23 protein-coding genes are annotated in these 17,412 nt (G+C 40.1%); 17 read left to right on the top strand and 6 right to left on the bottom strand.

Translation table 11 applies throughout. The features are described from left to right. The first annotated feature begins 63 nt into the window (after positions 1-63). A complete protein-coding gene (locus tag BLP52_RS00115) occupies positions 64-1,245 on the top strand; it encodes an aminotransferase-like domain-containing protein (protein ID WP_091707637.1) in 1,182 nt (393 codons plus the stop codon). 23 nt (positions 1,246-1,268) lie between these two features. Here the strand turns inward: BLP52_RS00115 and BLP52_RS00110 are convergent, their stop codons facing one another. The 3 genes from BLP52_RS00110 to BLP52_RS00100 form a co-directional block, all read right to left on the bottom strand. Further along, positions 1,269-1,442, bottom strand: a complete 174-nt coding sequence (locus BLP52_RS00110) for an indolepyruvate ferredoxin oxidoreductase subunit alpha (protein WP_091707635.1) — start codon at positions 1,440-1,442, stop codon at positions 1,269-1,271. A 77-nt stretch (positions 1,443-1,519) separates the two neighbouring features. After that, positions 1,520-2,794: a sensor histidine kinase gene (locus BLP52_RS00105; protein WP_091707634.1), complete on the bottom strand. Its 1,275-nt coding sequence runs from the start codon at positions 2,792-2,794 to the stop codon at positions 1,520-1,522. Further along, complete coding sequence (locus BLP52_RS00100; RefSeq protein WP_091707632.1) at positions 2,760-3,917, bottom strand: FIST signal transduction protein; 1,158 nt, start codon at positions 3,915-3,917, stop codon at positions 2,760-2,762. The genes BLP52_RS00105 and BLP52_RS00100 overlap by 35 nt, the downstream gene beginning before the upstream one ends. A 251-nt stretch (positions 3,918-4,168) precedes the next feature. Here BLP52_RS00100 and BLP52_RS00095 point away from each other — a divergent pair, with 251 nt between their 5' ends. The 15 genes from BLP52_RS00095 (at position 4,169) to ftsY (ending at position 14,007) form a co-directional block, all read left to right on the top strand. Further along, entirely contained in the window at positions 4,169-5,053 is an 885-nt protein-coding gene (locus tag BLP52_RS00095) for a DUF1616 domain-containing protein (RefSeq protein WP_091707629.1), read from the top strand. Then, complete coding sequence (locus BLP52_RS00090) at positions 5,053-5,895, top strand: CPBP family intramembrane glutamic endopeptidase (RefSeq protein ID WP_091707627.1); 843 nt, start codon at positions 5,053-5,055, stop codon at positions 5,893-5,895. Before BLP52_RS00095 ends, BLP52_RS00090 begins: the two co-directional genes overlap by 1 nt. A 187-nt stretch (positions 5,896-6,082) precedes the next feature. Further along, positions 6,083-7,072, top strand: coding sequence for a hypothetical protein (locus BLP52_RS00085; RefSeq protein ID WP_091707613.1), 990 nt, complete (start codon positions 6,083-6,085; stop codon positions 7,070-7,072). A gap of 111 nt (positions 7,073-7,183) precedes the next feature. Beyond that, positions 7,184-7,432: a hypothetical protein gene (locus BLP52_RS14820; RefSeq protein WP_162272907.1), complete on the top strand. Its 249-nt coding sequence runs from the start codon at positions 7,184-7,186 to the stop codon at positions 7,430-7,432. A gap of 219 nt (positions 7,433-7,651) precedes the next feature. Continuing rightward, a complete protein-coding gene (locus tag BLP52_RS00075) occupies positions 7,652-8,011 on the top strand; it encodes a hypothetical protein (RefSeq protein ID WP_154717751.1) in 360 nt (119 codons plus the stop codon). Positions 8,012-8,056: 45 nt separating this feature from the next. Then, positions 8,057-9,328, top strand: coding sequence for an adenylosuccinate synthase (locus BLP52_RS00070; protein WP_091707608.1), 1,272 nt, complete (start codon positions 8,057-8,059; stop codon positions 9,326-9,328). A 143-nt stretch (positions 9,329-9,471) separates the two neighbouring features. Next, positions 9,472-9,921: a 30S ribosomal protein S19e gene (locus BLP52_RS00065; RefSeq protein WP_091707606.1), complete on the top strand. Its 450-nt coding sequence runs from the start codon at positions 9,472-9,474 to the stop codon at positions 9,919-9,921. Positions 9,922-9,989: 68 nt separating this feature from the next. Next, positions 9,990-10,349, top strand: coding sequence for a DNA-binding protein (locus tag BLP52_RS00060; RefSeq protein WP_091707604.1), 360 nt, complete (start codon positions 9,990-9,992; stop codon positions 10,347-10,349). 9 nt (positions 10,350-10,358) lie between these two features. Then, positions 10,359-10,967 carry a DUF7411 family protein gene (locus tag BLP52_RS00055; RefSeq protein WP_091707602.1) on the top strand — a complete coding sequence of 203 codons (609 nt, stop codon included), beginning with the start codon at positions 10,359-10,361 and terminating at the stop codon, positions 10,965-10,967. 102 nt (positions 10,968-11,069) lie between these two features. Further along, positions 11,070-11,225 (top strand): 50S ribosomal protein L39e, encoded by a 156-nt coding sequence (locus BLP52_RS00050; protein WP_091707600.1) that lies wholly within the window; start codon positions 11,070-11,072, stop codon positions 11,223-11,225. A gap of 13 nt (positions 11,226-11,238) precedes the next feature. Then, positions 11,239-11,505: a 50S ribosomal protein L31e gene (locus BLP52_RS00045; protein ID WP_091708354.1), complete on the top strand. Its 267-nt coding sequence runs from the start codon at positions 11,239-11,241 to the stop codon at positions 11,503-11,505. Between the two features lie 36 nt (positions 11,506-11,541). Continuing rightward, on the top strand, positions 11,542-12,198 hold the full coding sequence (locus BLP52_RS00040; RefSeq protein WP_091707598.1) for a translation initiation factor IF-6: 657 nt from the start codon (positions 11,542-11,544) through the stop codon (positions 12,196-12,198). A gap of 18 nt (positions 12,199-12,216) precedes the next feature. Continuing rightward, positions 12,217-12,393 carry a 50S ribosomal protein L18Ae gene (gene rpl18a, locus BLP52_RS00035; protein ID WP_091707596.1) on the top strand — a complete coding sequence of 59 codons (177 nt, stop codon included), beginning with the start codon at positions 12,217-12,219 and terminating at the stop codon, positions 12,391-12,393. A gap of 3 nt (positions 12,394-12,396) precedes the next feature. Then, a complete protein-coding gene (gene pfdA, locus BLP52_RS00030) occupies positions 12,397-12,834 on the top strand; it encodes a prefoldin subunit alpha (RefSeq protein ID WP_091707594.1) in 438 nt (145 codons plus the stop codon). A gap of 51 nt (positions 12,835-12,885) precedes the next feature. Next, the gene (gene ftsY, locus BLP52_RS00025) at positions 12,886-14,007 is read left to right on the top strand and encodes a signal recognition particle-docking protein FtsY (RefSeq protein WP_091707593.1); all 1,122 of its coding nucleotides are present in this window, start codon (positions 12,886-12,888) and stop codon (positions 14,005-14,007) included. A gap of 83 nt (positions 14,008-14,090) precedes the next feature. Here the strand turns inward: ftsY and trpA are convergent, their stop codons facing one another. The 3 genes from trpA to BLP52_RS00010 are packed head-to-tail and all read right to left on the bottom strand — an operon-like array spanning position 14,091 to position 16,886. Further along, positions 14,091-14,864 carry a tryptophan synthase subunit alpha gene (gene trpA, locus BLP52_RS00020; protein WP_091707591.1) on the bottom strand — a complete coding sequence of 258 codons (774 nt, stop codon included), beginning with the start codon at positions 14,862-14,864 and terminating at the stop codon, positions 14,091-14,093. Further along, positions 14,861-16,063: a tryptophan synthase subunit beta gene (trpB, locus tag BLP52_RS00015; protein WP_091707587.1), complete on the bottom strand. Its 1,203-nt coding sequence runs from the start codon at positions 16,061-16,063 to the stop codon at positions 14,861-14,863. The genes trpA and trpB overlap by 4 nt, the downstream gene beginning before the upstream one ends. A 16-nt stretch (positions 16,064-16,079) precedes the next feature. Next, positions 16,080-16,886 carry an indole-3-glycerol-phosphate synthase gene (locus BLP52_RS00010; RefSeq protein ID WP_091707585.1) on the bottom strand — a complete coding sequence of 269 codons (807 nt, stop codon included), beginning with the start codon at positions 16,884-16,886 and terminating at the stop codon, positions 16,080-16,082. A gap of 235 nt (positions 16,887-17,121) precedes the next feature. Here BLP52_RS00010 and BLP52_RS00005 point away from each other — a divergent pair. Then, positions 17,122-17,412, top strand: a 291-nt coding sequence (locus BLP52_RS00005; protein WP_154717750.1) for an IS1 family transposase, incomplete at its 3' end; no start/stop codon positions are given.

Here is a 17,412-nt window from a genome sequence, read left to right as displayed (position 1 = left end):
GTGCCACTTAGTCTGCATACTAATGAAAAGATTTAATATGCATCATGACTTGAAGCCCATTTCATGGTTACCATGTTCGCTGACAGGATGGAGAACAGCAAAAAGTCCTTCATCAGGGAGATCTTGAAAGTCACACAGCAGCCGGAGATAATATCATTCGCCGGTGGACTGCCTAATCCTGCACTATTCCCGGCAGAGGAACTTGCAGCAGCGGCTGCGAAGGTCATGTCAGAGGACGCTGCGAATGTCCTGCAATATAGTACCACTGAAGGTTATTTCCCTTTACGTGAGTTCATTGCGCAGAGGTATCTTGAAAAGAGCGGACTTAAGATCGATCCTTCTGAGATTCTGATCACAAACGGCTCACAGCAGAGTCTTGATCTTATAGGCAAGGTCTTCCTGAACAAAGGGGACAGAGTTGTCATAGAAAGCCCGGGTTATCTCGGTGCTATCCAGTCATTTTCAATATTCGAACCGGAGTTTAGGGAAGTTCCTCTTCTTGATGATGGTATCGACATTGAAATGCTTGACAAAACCCTGGAAGAAAGCGATGCAAAACTTTTCTACACGGTTCCAACATTCCAGAATCCTTCCGGTGTTACATATTCAAAAGAGAAAAGGGTGGCAACAGCCAGGATTCTCGATAAACATGGAGTTGTTTGTGTTGAGGACAATGCCTACGGTGAACTGAGGTTTGCAGGAGAGGACGTACCAACTATCAGGAGTTATCTGGAAAATACAATTCTTATGGGTTCCTTCTCAAAGATAATTGCTCCGGGCATGCGACTTGGATGGATATGTGCAAAGAAAGACATCATGGAAAGACTTCTTGTTGTAAAACAGGCGGCAGACCTGCATTCTAATTATCTTTCACAAAGGATAATCTCTCAGTATCTTATGGACAATGATGTTGACGGGCATATATCTAAGATCAAGAGTGCGTATGGGTCAAGGCGTGACCACATGGTTGACATGATGTCCCGCTATTTTCCGGAAGGTATAAGCTATACTAAACCGCAAGGCGGTATGTTCGTCTGGGTCACATTGCCGGAAGGTGTTTCTTCTATGGAACTATTTGATCTGGCTATAAAGGAAAATGTTGCTTTTGTACCTGGCAATCCGTTCTATACCATTGAGGGAGCCGGTTCTAATACTTTAAGGCTGAATTACTCCAATTCTGATCCAGATGATATTGAAGAGGGAATCAGGAAGCTTGCAGCTTGTATGGAAAAACTTACCAGTTAAAACAAACAAAAAAGAAAAAAGCATCACTTTAAGGTGATTGCTTCCACTGGACAGACATCAACGCAGTCACCACAATCGACACATTCGTTTGGGTCGACAACTGCAACGTCATCGTTCATTGAGATTGCTTCTACCGGGCAGGAATTAACACACTGCTCGCATCCTGTACATGTATTCTTATCAACAACAGCTGGCATTTTATTTCACTCCCATAGTATCTATTTGATAATACTTACGATACTACACTTCCAATCTGGGATTATGAAATAAATAGCTATCGAGGGTTATCTGTATGTACAGTCGGTAATATTATGGTAAAAATACTACCTCTTCCTTCTTCACTTTTTACAACGACATTTCCATGGTGCATTTCTACCAGCTTTCTTACAAGTGAGAGACCAAGGCCGGTTCCATCATATTGGCGGCTCAGGGTTGAATCAAGCTGTTTGAATGGTTCAAAGAGTATTTTCTGATTCTCTTTAGAAATACCAATGCCAGTGTCCTCTACCTGGATGTATAACTTGTTATTTTTCATGTATGTGGACAGGTGCACATATCCGCCAGCAGGTGTAAATTTAAGAGAATTTCCTACAAGATTGATCATTATCTGTTTTAGTTTGCTTTGATCAGCCTGTATGGTTATATCTTCAATATTAATTCTCTCTAATGTGAGTTGATTTTTTGATGCAATGGGTTTAAGGATAGTTATGATCTCATCGATGAGATTCTTATCAGAAACTTCTCCATAGTTCAATACCATCTCTCCGGCTTCTATCTTTGAAAGATCAAGGATATCGTTGATGATTGTCAGTAAATGTTTTCCACTGTTGGAAATATTATTTGCATATCGGATCTGTTTTTCATTTAGATTTCCGAAATTACCTTCTGTAAGCATTTCTGAGAAGCCGATTATGGAATTCAGTGGTGTGCGCAGCTCATGGCTCATATTGGCAAGGAACTCACTTTTAGCGCGGTTGGATGATTCTGCATTCAGTCTTGCCTCAAACTCTTTGTTCTTTTCCTCCATTTCCCAGAGAGCCCTGTTATGCAAAAGGCAGGCTTCAAGTGAGAATGCGAATTTTGATACAACCTTACTCAGCTGGTTTGCCACGTATGCAGGTTCTTTAAGTTCATTAACCCAGTAAAGCTTCAGAACACCAAAATCTTTAAGTGGAAATAGTATGCACATTCCGGAACTAAAACTATCTTCAATGACAATGTCCCTGAATTTCTCCTCTGTTGCACTGACAATGAATGGCGTTTGGGACTTGATCTCTCTGAATATAGGATGGTGTACTGGCACATTTTTCAATTTGATATAATACTCAGGATTTGCATAGGCAAGAGTTGCACTCTCCGAGACTTTAAAATCGAGGAATTCATCCTTGATCCATACTGACGCAAAATTCACTTTTTTCCTGGACATTAGTTTCTTCAGAAAAACATCACAATTTTCAGTAATGTCCAGTGAGTTGCCTACTGAAAGTGAAAGTTCGTATAGCAGGGATATCTGGTTAAATATTTCTGCATACTTTTTCTCGTGGTCCATGAAGAACTCCTATAACAATTGTTTTGTTAAAATATTCCAGCACATCTCCTTTCATAGAGGCAATTTCCCCCGCGGAAAGAACGCCTTCTGGCACCACATTTACACTTTTACTTTCAATTTTTCTCTTTATTGTAGACAGTTCCTCTTTAAAATCATCCTGAAGATATGATGCTCTTCCTATGCAGTCTATAACAAAACAATGTTCAGCATCGATGTTATTTTCACCCAGGCAGTCCTCAACAGCCATTTCAGCAGCATGGAATAGCTCTTCCTTATCTCCTTTCAGTATACTGAGCACCACATTTTCCGGAATGTTCCCTGCACAGACCAGTTCTCCATTGTCATTGATTTTTAATACTTCCCTTATTAGATCTTCATGGTCTTCTACATATATTCCAAAAGGATAGTGACTTAGTACATTATATCCATTGTCCGTATTGATATCAACTTGATAGTTTACCTGAAGCGCTTCTCCGAATACCTCTAAAGCATTTCTCCAGTTTAACTCTTTTATGATATTGCCGAAGCTTTTTGTAACAACCAATGGCCCAACGTCTCGTTTCCATCCATGATGAACTCCTATTTCGCATTCTGTATCAAAGAATGTGATCAGTGCAGCATCTTCAAAGAACCCTTCGGGAGAAATGATGCAGGGCTTCTGCTGCATATCTATATAACCAGCACCACAGCCAAGATATTCTATTGAGTCTGCAAAAAGGTTGTACATGGAAGTAAGAAGCGGGGCAATATTTGCTGTCATCCCATCTACTATGATAAAAGCAGTTGCCCCTTTTTTGCACAATAAATTGAACGATGCTGTACTTTGTTCCAGCTTTTTTCGTGGATCTTTTATTCCTTCAATGAGTATTGGTTTATAAATTATTGGAATCACATGAACTATTGTCCCTGTGTCATATGTATCAGTATTATGAATTATTCCGGGAAAGATAGCACCAAAGAAATCAATTTTCATTTCGTTCAGTTCAGCTATAAGAATATCGATGTCAGGGTGATTTCTCTCTCCTATCATTAAGAGGACAGCCTCATTGTTTTTAACATTAAGATTTTTAACTGCATCAACAATGTTATCAATTTCAGATGATGGAACGTACATAAATATCATTACTATTTGTAAATTCGGTGTAGTTTTGAATTAGACTATTTTCTTATTTATGCTATAAATTGTATAATGTGCACAATAAATGCAGTAAATTTGAACATGTTAACATTTACGTATTAGTATAGTATAATATTTATATATTGTCTTGTAATGAACAAGTTTATTTCTATTAAGTACAGTGCAAATTGTCTCATTCAGAATGGTAAACCTTTCAGAAGTATTAAATATGCTATATACTGTACCTAGTAAAAGACATGCCCGATAAAAAACATACACCTACGGACATCAAACTGGTCATAGCACTTGTTCTCCTTACAGACATATTCGTGCTTACTCCTTTTTTGAGCGATAGTCCTATACGTACTGCGCTTGGCTTGCCAATGGTTCTGTTCCTTCCGGGTTATGCTTTGATAGCTGCTCTCTTTCCGGGGAAAAATGATCTGGATGGCATAGAACGTATTGCCTTGAGTTTTGGGCTTAGCATTGCAGTTGTTCCATTAATCGGGCTTGGTCTGAACTATACTCCATGGGGTATAAGACTTGTACCTATACTGGTATTCCTGACCAATTTCACAATACTTATGTCAATTGTGGCAGTCTACAGACGTGAAGCATTAGGTTTAGATGCATTCTCTGTTCCTTTCCGGGAAATGTACGAATCTGTCATTGCAGAAATAAATGAGAAGCCAGAGTCAAGACTCGATCGTATTCTTACGATAATTCTCGTAATTTCAATACTTGTATCTGTAATGACTCTTGTATATGTTGTCGTTACTCCTAAACAGGGTGAGAAGTTCACTGAATTCTATATACTGGGTCCGGAGAGGATGGCAGATGACTACAAGACCCAGCTTGAGCTTGGTGAGAGTGTGGATGTGATAATAGGAATAGTGAATCATGAATATTCAGTGGTGAATTATTCCATAGTTATACGACTGAATAATGAAACTATTGAAACGCCTCCAGGTTTGAATCATATTTCACTTGCTCACAATGTCACATGGGAAAAACCTGTGTCATTCATACCGGCTGTTACTGGTGAGGATATGAAGTTGCAGTATCTGCTTTACAGGGACGATAATATGACAGAACCTTACAGGGATCTGCATTTATGGATCAATGTAACGGAGGCTGTTTAATGAAGCACGAAAAACTGAAAGGTTCCTGGAACTTCCGTAACAGCTTCAAAAAAGCAAATAGGGATACTGATGATTCTGTAGTTCCGGGCTTGACAGATACATATATAATATCTGTTGCAATGTTAATGATAATACTAGCGGAGTTACTTCTTTATTCCGGTAATTACAAGGCAGGAATCACATTACATGTTATTACGTTGATTGCTTTATCTGTTTCATCCATATGGATTGACGGTACACATGTGGCAAGGAGTCTGCAGGTATTGACTTTACTCCCTATTCTTCGTCTCTTGAACATGTCAATGCCAGTATTTTCTGAAATGACGATTAATCTCTATGTTTACATATATGCTCCATTAATAGTGCCGACATATCTGGTGATACGCCATCAAAATATCTCTAAAGAAACTTTAGGTTTCCAATTCAGAAATATGGGAAAATATATTCCGCTTGCATTTGTAGTCGGTTTTCTTATTGCACAGGGTGAACATTTTACAATTCATGCAGGCAATCTGATACCAGATCTCTCAATTGGAAGCTTATTGAAGCTCTCAATTATCATGATCTTCTTTGTTGGCTTTATGGAAGAACTGATTTTCAGGTCATTGATTCAAACCAGATTTTCAGAATCTTTTGGAGAATTCAGGGGTTTGCTACTTGCAAGTCTTTTATTCGGTGTAATGCACTCTGGTTACGGGACTATTTATGAGATATTTTTCACAGTATTTGCAGGTTTGGTTTTTGGTTATCTGTTCCAGAAAACGAACAGTTTACCTTTTATTGCACTTGCTCACGGTCTGGTAAACATCTTCCTTTTCGGCATAATTCCTCTACTTGCTTGATTAATTTATTTTATCTTAGCTTTTTCTTTGTTCATCTTTTTTAAAAATATAATTACATAATATCTATATTTTTAAAAAAATTTACAGGAATTGTTAAATAAATAGCTGAATAGTATACTACAAGAAATTTTAAGATTAGCATATGTGCTAAATATGCTTTATAATTATTTACGGAGATGCATCTTATATGGTTCATAAAAAAAGCCTGTTTAACAGTTCAACAGGCTTCATTAAAAAAAGTTCATTCTTCTTACTGATTCTAGGTACTGCTTTATTGTTGATGACTGCAACAGCTTTAGCAGAAGTAACTGAAATTGCAATCTCTCCAGAGAATCCAGCTCCTGGAGATATAGTGACTGTATCTGGAAAAGCATCTCCTAACGAAGAGATATCTGTATCTATAGACTTTGAAAAGATCCAATCTGTTTCAAATGGAAATTATGAGTATAGAATTGGAAAAATTACTATTCCTGAAGGCTCTGAATCATTTAGTTTAAGAGCTGAAGGTGTTGATAGTCTAGATATAACTCTTTATGTTATGGGTCAGGGATTGCCGTCGCTTCCTGTTACAGTAAATAATGGGATTGCTACTTTTGGAACTAGCAAAATAACAAGTGGCACATATGATATAGGATTAAGTGGCACATCATCAAGTGATGAGGTCACATTAACATTTGGAGGAAAAGGTTCTATTAATGCAGATTCTGATGGTAATTTCCAATATGCATATAAAACAGAAAACATGCCGGAGGGTGAGTTCACTCTCAATGTAGGCGGACAGATTCATCAGGTATCTTTAGGAATTACTGATGATTCGAGTAATAGTGATAGTTCCAGCAGTTCTTCGCCTTCTTCTAGTTCTTCTTCAACAGTGAAAAGTAGCAGTAATACGGGCACTCTTCAAATAGTTCCTGCTGAGTCTCTTAGTAATAGTGACGATAAAACATCTTCTGGTGTTGGGGACGAAGTCAATACAATGGCATCTACTCCTGATGAGACTTCTGCAAGCTCTGAAAGTGACACAAGTTCAAGCGAAGTGGATGGTTATATATTAGAAAATAAATCATCATCCGATGTACAGAACAAGCTTCCAGAACTTGGTGTGATGGGTGCTGTTCTTGGTGTATTATGTCTCGGTGCGATTTTCATAGGATTCCGCAAGAACAGATATAAATAAAGTCTTAGCTTATTAGGATTGGTCGGAAAACAGGTCAACCTAACACTATGTTTCTTCTTTCAATTAAGATCGTGCCAAAAAAGAAAAAGATATCAGATGATTTCTGATATCTTGAAGATCACTATTGCTACAAACGATACCAACAACGGCAGGATTGTCATATTTAATGAGCAATCCAGAGAGTTGTTCCACTTCTCAGAAGCAGATAATATTTCTTTTGCCGAAAGCAACAAGATCAGCGCAACGACGGCCAGCACTCCGTATTCGGGCAGTCCTACTGGTGTCGTCATTGACACAGCACTTGCTGCTGAAGATATCGTACTGGTTGTTGTGGTTATTATTGTGCTTGTCAGCATTTGATCTCCACTCGTCCATTAAAACTGCATGATACTATTAATACCTTGTGAAATTATGTTGTAAACACTTTGTATTTTTAGGATGATATCCCTTCAATGTGTCTTTAAAAGCTTAATTACGATATGATATGCAGATCAATTTGTTTAGTGGAAATTTATCAGAATTATTATTGTTCATCTTTTAAACAAAAAGTAATTATATTTTTGTCATTCATTAATTACTATGTTACGACACAAAGAAAAAACCAAAGCTAATCTCTATGGCATAAAAGGTATGCATAATGTGTATTCCTGGCAGGGTCTTGCCATCCATTTCAAGAACAGTTCCCGTGTAATGAAATGTGAAGCATATGAGACCTGTCATTCTGATAAAAGGTCACGTGCATGTTTCTATTCTACAAAAAGGCCGGATGCCATATACATGCTTCAATCCGGGTTCAATGTAAGTATTACTGTGGCAGAGAAACTAATAGACACTCTTGTAGATATGGGGGTCACAAAGGCATTACGCTGTCGTAAAGTGGATTCATCTGGATTCTGTGATGAAGGCTGCCGTATGCTTGCGTTTGAGGAAGATATCTGAAGCCCAATCAAAACTTTATTAAGCCAACAGGGTAATTCTGCACCCATGTTTACTATTATTACTGGTGCACAATTTGGCGATGAAGGTAAAGGCAAGATCGTTGACCTTATATCAGGTAATTATGATCTGGTTGTCCGTTTCCAGGGTGGGAACAATGCTGGACACACTGTAAAAGTAGGTGAGGATGTATACAAACTTCACCTTATTCCATCTGGTTTTCTTTTAGATTCAAGGGTACTGATAGGCCCGGGTACTGTTGTGAACCCTGAAGTGCTGGCAGAAGAGCTTGATATGCTGGCAGAGGGTGGCATTAAGTTAGATGCAACAAGAGTTGGTGTTGACGCCAAAGCCAGTATTATAATGCCATATCACATTGAACTTGATGATTTGAGAGAATCTCAGAGAACTGAGAAGATAGGTACTACAAAACGTGGTATTGGTTTTGCATATATCGATAAGGTTGCCAGGGATGAGATTCGCATGGGTGACCTTGTGAATAAGGAAAAGTTCCTCAAAAGACTTGATGATCTTGCAGCATCCAAGGAAGCAGCCATAAAAGAGCTTGGTGGTGATCCTTCTATAGTTATGGACAAGGAGCTCATTGACAAGTATGTGAAACTTGGTGAGCGTTTTGCTTCTTATGTAACAGATGTCTCTTATGAGGTAAACAGGGCACTTGATGAAGGCCGGAATGTCCTTGCCGAAGGTGCACAGGGAACTCATCTTGATGTAATTCACGGAACCCAGAAATTCGTAACTTCTTCCTGTACGATTGCAGGTTCTGCATGTGCTAATATTGGTGTTGGTCCTACAAGGGTTGATGAAGTACTGGCCATTGTGAAGGCATATATTACAAGGGTTGGCGAAGGTCCGCTGCCAACAGAGCTTTTAGATGATGTAGGTAAGCAGATCCAGGAAGTTGGCGGCGAGTTTGGTACAACTACCGGCAGATCCAGAAGATGTGGCTGGTTCGACCTTCCTTTACTTAAAAAGGCTATCTACCTTAATGGTTACACATCTATAGCACTTACTAAACTTGATGTTCTATCCAATCTTGATCCTGTAAGAGTTTGTGTTGCTTATGAACTGGATGGAAAGAAAATTGATTATCCGCCAGAGGATACTTCAGAACTTGCAAGATGCAAACCGATTTATGAGGATCTTCCCGGGTGGGACAATGACCTTACAGGTGTGAAGGAGTTCAGTGATCTTCCACAAACTGCCCAGGATTATGTGCGTTATCTTGAGGACAAGATGGGCGTAAAGATCGATTACGTTTCAGTTGGTCCTGCAAGGGAGCAGACCTTCAGAAAGTAATCCTGATGGGTAAAACTGCCGAAACACGTATATACTACCCAATAGTTTAAACATCACAAATCCAGCTGAACTAATCACCAGATGCAATTGAGTCCTGCAGAAGGTGGGTATCTTAACAGATATTATAATTCAGGAGAATATTAATGACAACTGTATATGACGTTCCTGCAGCCGAGTTTATAGCAAAGGTAGCAGAAAAGTTGAAAGAGAATGATAAAGTTAATCCACCTGAGTGGGCGACATATGTAAAGACAGGTGTGCACAAGGAACTTCCACCAATAGACACAGAATGGTGGTACACAAGATGTGCAGCAGTACTTAGAACTGTATACACCCAGGGTCCTATCGGTGTTGAGAGAATGAGATCTGTCTATGGAGGAAAGAAGGACAGAGGCGTTGCTCCTGGCAAAAAGGCAAAGGGTAGCGGTGCAATTGCAAGAACTGCACTTCAGCAGCTTGAAGAAGCAGGTTTTGTCCGTGCTCTCAAGAGCGGTCGTGTGGTATCCCCACAGGGACAGTCCATGCTCGACAATGTTGCATACGAGGTAAAACAGGATCTTCTGGAAACAATTCCAGGTCTTGCTAAATACTGAGTGCATCACCAGTTCGATAACTCCTATAAGGAATCACTGCTTACATCTTATAAGCAAAGGTGAGTTTCATGACTGATGACCTTGAAGAGATAAGAAGAAAAAGACTTGCACAGATCCAGCAGCAACAGGCAGCTCAACAGCAGATGGGCAGCGGCGATATGCAGGCAGCAATGCAGCAGGAGCAGATGCAGGCTGAGATGGAAGCAAAGAAGCAGGCTCTGATGCGTCAGATCCTGACTCCGGAAGCACGTGAGAGGCTGACAAATCTGCGTATGTCCCGTAAGGAACTTGTAGAGCAGCTTGAGAATCAGTTGATTATGCTTGCACAGAGTGGCAGGCTTCAAACCATGATCGACGATGAGAAACTCAAACAGCTTCTGGTCCAGATGCAACCCAAAAAGAGGGAAACAACTATTAAGCGTATGTGAGCGCCCTTCATGCAAGTATCGGTAATGTTCAGTGGTGGTAAGGATAGTTCTCTGTCCGCAATACTGCTGGAGCCTTTCTTTGAGGTTGAACTTATAACATGCAGTTTTTCACTGCTTCCTGTTTGGGAAGTTGCTGCTGAAACTGCAGAGAGGCTTGGTTTTCCGCACAGGATCATCAATCCCGATGTTTCAATTCTTGAAAAGGCATACGATATGATTATGGAGGATGGCTTTCCCAAGAACGCGATTAATTTCATTCACAGAAACGTCATAGAGCATCTTGCGGCTGATCCGAATGTCACATTCATTGCTGACGGGATTCGCCGTGATGACCGTGTCCCCATGCTTGAAATGTCACAGATAAGAAGCATTGAGGATCGGTTTGGTGTTCATTATATGTGTCCTCTGAAAGGATACGGGCGTGCTGCGGTGAACGAACTTGTGAAAAAGCATCTGGTCATCGAAGAAGGTCTGAGTGAGGATGTACTCAAAGCTGATTATGAGGCTGAACTAAGGGAAATGATCGTTCTGAATCATGGTCCGGATAAGATCAAAGAAATATTCCCCACTCATGTACAATCACATGTTATCGAACGCAAGATGAGCATGAATGAATGAAACAGCGAACGAACGACATGATTAAAGATTTATACAATAATTATGTTATAAGTTCAAAATTCAATCGATACTTTAATACAAATCATAGCATAGGTGAGACAAGTGAGCCACAATACTAAAGGACAGAAGACAAGGTTGGCAAAAGCACACAGGCAGAACCACAGGGTTCCTACCTGGGTTATCATTAAGACCGATCGTAAGGTCGTGAGCCATCCAAAGAGAAGACACTGGAGAAGAAGCAGTCTCGACGTGAAATAAGTAGGTGATGATAATGGCAGAAGATATAGTGAAAGAGCAGATCTATACGATCCCTCTCCGTGAGATTAAGTCAATTCCACGCTGGAAAAGGTCCAAGAAGACTATGATAGTTATCAGAGAATACCTCACAAAGCACATGAAGGTAGAACCTGATATGGTCAAGTTAGACAAGACCATCAATGAGAAAGTATGGGAACACGGCTGTGAGAAGCCACCACTTTCCATCCGTGTAAGGGCTGCAAAGTTCGAGGATGGCGAAGTTCAGGCAGAACTCGCATAAATGCTCCCGGGTATCATTCCTAGTTTAACATAATAAATGATACGAACTATAACTATACAGGAAAGCCCCATAATAGGGGCTTTTGCAACATGCACTGAAGATATAGTGCTTGTACCTCAAGGTACACCAGAGCCTGTCCGTGAAAAGATATGCAAGTTCTTGAAGGCAAATGTAGTGGAAACCCTTATCAATGGAAGTACTATTGTGGGTTCACTTTGTCGGGGAAATTCCAATGCAGTGCTTGTTCCAATGGATTCCAATATAAGAGGTATGGACCTGATCGATGTTCCTGTAGTTGAATTACCAAGTAAGCTCAATGCAGTGGGTAATGTGGTGCTTGCGAATGATTCCGCAGCGCTTGTGCATCCGGAACTAAGTGATAGGTCGGTGGAAGCTATAGAGAAAGCCCTTAAGGTAGATGTTAAAAGAGGCACTATAGGTGGTGCTAAGACCGTAGGAATGGCCGGAGTCGCAACCAATAAAGGTTTGCTTGTAAATCCTCGGGCAACAAGTACTGAACTTGAAGTGCTTGAGGAGTTATTTGGTCTTCCGGTGGATATTGGAACATCTAACTATGGAACACAAATGGTAGGTTCCGGACTGATCGCAAATTCCAAAGGTTATGTTGCAGGTTCGCAGACAACAGGTCATGAACTGGGAAGAATAGAAGATGCCCTGGACTTATTAGAATAATGGTTTTAGGTGATTTAAATGAAGACATTTCAGGTCAAAGGCACATTCAAGGCCGGAATAGCATGGGAAAAGTTCACAAAGGTCATTGAGAGTCAGAACGAGAAGAATGCAGAGGATAAAGTGTATTCACTCTTTGGCAGCAAGCATGGTCTTAAAAGGAACTTTATAAAGATCGAAAGTATAACTGAGGCATGATCCATGGCGGATATGAATGGACAGGATCCAAGGGTTCTTGCAAACCAGCACCGTGAGTTTCAGAAACGTGCGGAAATGGTGCAGCAGCAGATGAGCATGGTCCAGATATCATTGGAAGATTGTAACAGAGCAATTAACACAATTGAAGAGCTTAACAATGTTTCAGCTGATTCTGAAATAATGTTTCCGATAGGCTCCGGTTCATTTGTATATGCCAATATCAGTCACACTGACAAGGCAGTGGTTGATATCGGTGCAGGGTTGACTGTTGAAAGACCTCTTACCGAAGCAAAGGAAATTCTCCAGCGTCGCAGGGAAAAGCTTACAACAGCTCTTGATAATATGAACAATACCCTTGCCCAGTTAGGCCAGCAGATGCAGGCTATTGAATCATTCCTTACAAGACTCCAGGAGTCTCAAGGAAACCCAGGTTCCCAGTGAACCTTTTTTCTATTTTTTTTCTATTTTTAACAAACTTGCGAGTTGTATCACGTGTTTAATAAACTCAAGGCAAAACTTAGTGGATTCAAGGATAAGATTGGCAGCAAAATAGACGAAAAAGCTGTTGCTATCGAACCTGTAGAGGAAGTAGTAGAGTCTTTGGAAGAATTGGAATCTCCTGTTGAAGTTTCTCCTTCTCCAGAGGAAGAAGTAAATTCAAAGACCGAACTTCCTGTTGAGGAAACTAAACCAGTTCCAGAAGAGGAAAACAAAAATAATAAGAAATTTGGTTTTGCACAAAAAGCTAAAGCTCTTGTTTTTGAAAGGGAGTTCATTCTGGATGAAGACGATCTTGAAGAACCTCTCTGGGATCTGGAAATGGCACTTCTTGAAAGCGATATTGCACTTTCAGTCTCAGAAGCAATTGTAAGCTCTGTAAAGGGCCAGCTAGTTGGCACCAGAAGGCGCATTGGTAGCAATACAGGTAACATTGTTGAAGATGCTCTTAAAAATGCAATTTATGATGTGATGAGTGCCAATGTATTTGACCTTGATGAATTCGTGAAGAATGCTGAAAAACCGGTACATATTGTTTTCATAGGTATAAACGGAACTGGAAAGACCACTTCCATTGCCAAACTTTCCAAACGTTTCAAGGATCAGGGAATGTCAGTTGTAGTTGCTGCAGGTGATACATTCAGGGCAGGAGCAATTGATCAGCTTGCTATCCATGCAAATAAGATAGGCGTAAAGATAATCAAACATCAGGAACAGGGTGATCCGGCAGCTGTTATTTATGATGCAATGCAGCATGCGAAAGCACACGACGTGGATGTGGTGTTATCTGACACAGCCGGAAGAATGCATACCAATATCAACCTCATGGAGCAGCTTAAAAAAGTGTGCCGTGTAGCTCCACCAGATCTCATTATCTTTGTGGATGAGGCAGTTGCAGGTAACGATGCTGTGGAAAGAGCAGCCCAGTTCAATGATGCTGTTCCGATCAGCGGTTCAATTCTGACAAAAACAGATGCCGATTCCAAGGGCGGTGCAGCAATCTCCATTGCTTACATCACAGGAAAACCAATATTGTTCCTTGGAATGGGACAGGGATATGACGACCTTCGCAAATTCGATCCACAATGGTTCGTGGATCAGCTATTTGCAGAGTGATATGCATTTCCTAAATTATTTTTTAAAATTGTTTTTGGTTTAAATTTAATTTTAACCTTAAAATCAAAAAGCTGGCAGATAAATTATCTGCAGCTTATCTTTAATTCTGATGCAAGTTTCTCCACTCTTCTGTTTACATCCTCGCCTGAAGCGATTATGCTGACAAAAGCGGAACCTACAATTACCGCATCAGCACCTGCTTTAATAACTTCCAAAGCCTGCTGTCCATTTGATATTCCAAAACCAACTGCCTTTGGAACTTCTGTATCGATGCGTGCAAGTATGTTCTTTGTTGACTCTGCCACATCAACCCTTTCCCCGGTAACTCCAAGTCTTGAAACAATATATACAAAACCTGATGTTTTTTCCAGATTCTTTTCCATTCTTTTTCCTGTTGTCACAGGTGTGATGAGGAATATCAGGTCCACGCTATTTTTCTTGCAAGCAACATGTAGTTCCTCTGCTTCTTCTGCAGGAAGGTCGGGTACGATGATTCCTGTAATACCTGCATCAGCACAATCCCTGGCAAATTTCTCGTTTCCTCTTTTGTATATGAGATTATAGTATGTCATACAGACCAGGGGAACATTTTCCTTTATGGATGCTGCCATTTCAAAATAAACGTCAGGGTTCATTCCTGCTTCAAGTGCCCTTGTTGATGCGGCCTGTATAGTAGGTCCATCTGCAACTGGATCTGAAAATGGCAGTCCCAGTTCAACAATATCTGCTCCACCCTTTACAAGTGCATGAACTATCTCTTTTGTAGCTTCAGCTGAAGGATCGCCTGCACAGACATAGGCAATGAGAGCCTTTTCATTCTTTTCTTTAAGTTCTGTGAATTTATCTGCAATTCTCACTGGCAAGCCTCCTTTGCCTCTTCTTTCTTTAATTTGAACACCGTTTCGAGGTCCTTATCTCCTCTTCCTGAAAGGTTGATAACAACAAGATCACCAAGCTCTCCTGTCTTTGCCATCTTCATAACATAGGCAACTGCATGTGATGATTCCAGTGCAGGGATAATTCCTTCAAGACGGCTGAGCTCATAGAAAGCTTCCAGTGCTTCATCATCATTGACGCAACATGGTTTGATCCTGCCAATATCCGCAAGGTATGCAAGTTCAGGCCCGACTCCTGAATAATCAAGCCCAGCTGACACAGAGCTGGATTCAAGTATCTGCCCGTACTTGTCCTGAAGTATAAGTGTGTGTGCGCCCTGAAGAATTCCTTCTTCTCCAACACAGAGTGATGCAGAATGTAGTGCTTCCTTTTCAGTGGTCTTCAATTCTTTTCCACCTGCTTCCACCGGGAAGAGTTTGACTTCGTTGTCTTCAATGAAAGGATAGAAAATTCCCATGGCATTACTACCACCACCTGCACAGGCAACAATGGAATCAGGATATCTGCCTTCTTTCTCCATGATCTGTTCTTTGACCTCCTTTCCAATAACACTCTGGAAATCACGCACGATCATAGGATATGGGTGTGGTCCAACAACTGAACCTATTAGATAATGAGTATGCTCAACATTTGTAACCCAGTCTCTAAGCGCTTCATTAATTGCATCCTTAAGTGTCTTTGAACCGGATTCAACAGCATTTACCTTTGATCCCATAAGCTCCATTCTGTAAACATTCATGTGCTGGCGCATAACATCCTTTGCACCCATGTAAACCTCGGATTCAAATCCCATATTAGCAGCTGCCATTGCAGTTGCAGTTCCATGCTGCCCTGCCCCAGTTTCGGCAATAAGACGTTTCTTGCCCATATACTTGGCCAAGAGTGCCTGTCCCAGGGTATTGTTCAGCTTGTGGGCACCACCATGAACGAGATCCTCACGTTTCAGGTAGATTTTAATTCCATATTTCTTGCTGAGATTCCTGGCAAAATAAAGTGGAGTCTCTCTACCTGCAAACTCTTTCATATAATAGTCGAGTTCCTTCAGGAACTCAGGATCATCCTTGTAGCGTCCATAGGCTTCTTCAAGCTCAGTAAGTGCTGGCATGAGTACTTCAGGAACGAACTGCCCTCCAAATTTGCCATACATTGATTTTTTCATTATCATTCTCCATGTCTTAATTAATCGTAAGTGCATCAACAAGTTCTTTTGTTTTTGCATATATTTCTCCGCTCTTTATAATGGATGTACCAACAAGTACAGCATCAGCCCCTGCCTCAATGACCATTTTTACGTCATCAATGGTGTGCATTCCACTTTCGCTGATTATGATGTGGTCCTGTCCATTTATTCTATCAAAATCTTTAACAAGCGGTATAAGTTGAAGCGTTGTAGCAAGATCTATCTCCAGATTGTTCAGATTCCTGTTATTTATTCCAATTATCCTTGTTTTTGTTTCAAGTGCATTTTTAAGTTCATTCTCATTGTGAACTTCAACAAGTGGTTCAAATCCTTTCGATATTGCCATGTCCACCATTTCTTCAAGCTTTTCTCCAAGAATACCTGCTATAAGTAATATAAGGTCACTTTCAATTTCGTTGAATTGAATCTCATCAATAATGAAATCCTTGCGTAAAACTGGAAGGGATATTTCATTTCTCACTGATATGATATTGTCTATTGACCCATGAAAGAACTCAGGTTCTGTTAATACGGATATTGCAACTGCTCCCGCCTTTTCCATTTCTGCTGCTATCATGGCTGCATTTTCTGGATTGATATCTCGTAACTTTTTACCAGGGGATGCAGGTTTAACTTCTGCGATGACTGCAACTTTTCCTTTCAGTTTTTTTTCATTGATAGCAGTAATTATATCTCTTTTATTGACATTTGCTTTTGCATCTGCGGCCAATCCTACCATTGATTTTATAATTTGAATTCTCTTCTCAGTAGAGCTAACTATGTCATTTATTACGTCGTGCATCAAATAACCACTTATGTTCTGTAATGTACAAAAACGTACATGGATGTAAATCTATATAAGACTGCCGGTCTTCTTCACATATGTATTCACTATGTACTTAGTTTTCCCACGGTCTTTATTTTACTGTTTATTATACGTGAAACATTCTAAAATAGAATTCTTGAAAAGGATAAATCTCAGACTGGATTTGTTATCTAAACATAGTTATATATATATTGAATTCTTATACTTAAATATGAACTGTCCAAAATGTAAGAGTTCCAATCACAAGAAGAATGGAAAAGTTGGTGGACGTCAACGCTACAAATGCCATGATTGCGGCTATAATTATACCGTCGAGATAAAATCAACTGCTAGTTCCACTTCTGTTAAAAGGCAGGCATTACAACTTTATCTTGAGGGATTAGGTTTTCGTTCTATCGGAAGAGTTTTAGGAGTAAGCCATGTTTCAGTATATAAATGGATTAAGAAATTTGGCCAGGAATTAGAGGATCTAAAAAGCGAAAACCAGATAGATATTGTGGAA

The organism is Methanolobus vulcani (genome assembly GCF_900100715.1).
Classification (GTDB): Archaea; Halobacteriota; Methanosarcinia; order Methanosarcinales; family Methanosarcinaceae; genus Methanolobus; species Methanolobus vulcani.
This window is presented reverse-complemented; position numbering and strand designations above follow the sequence as displayed.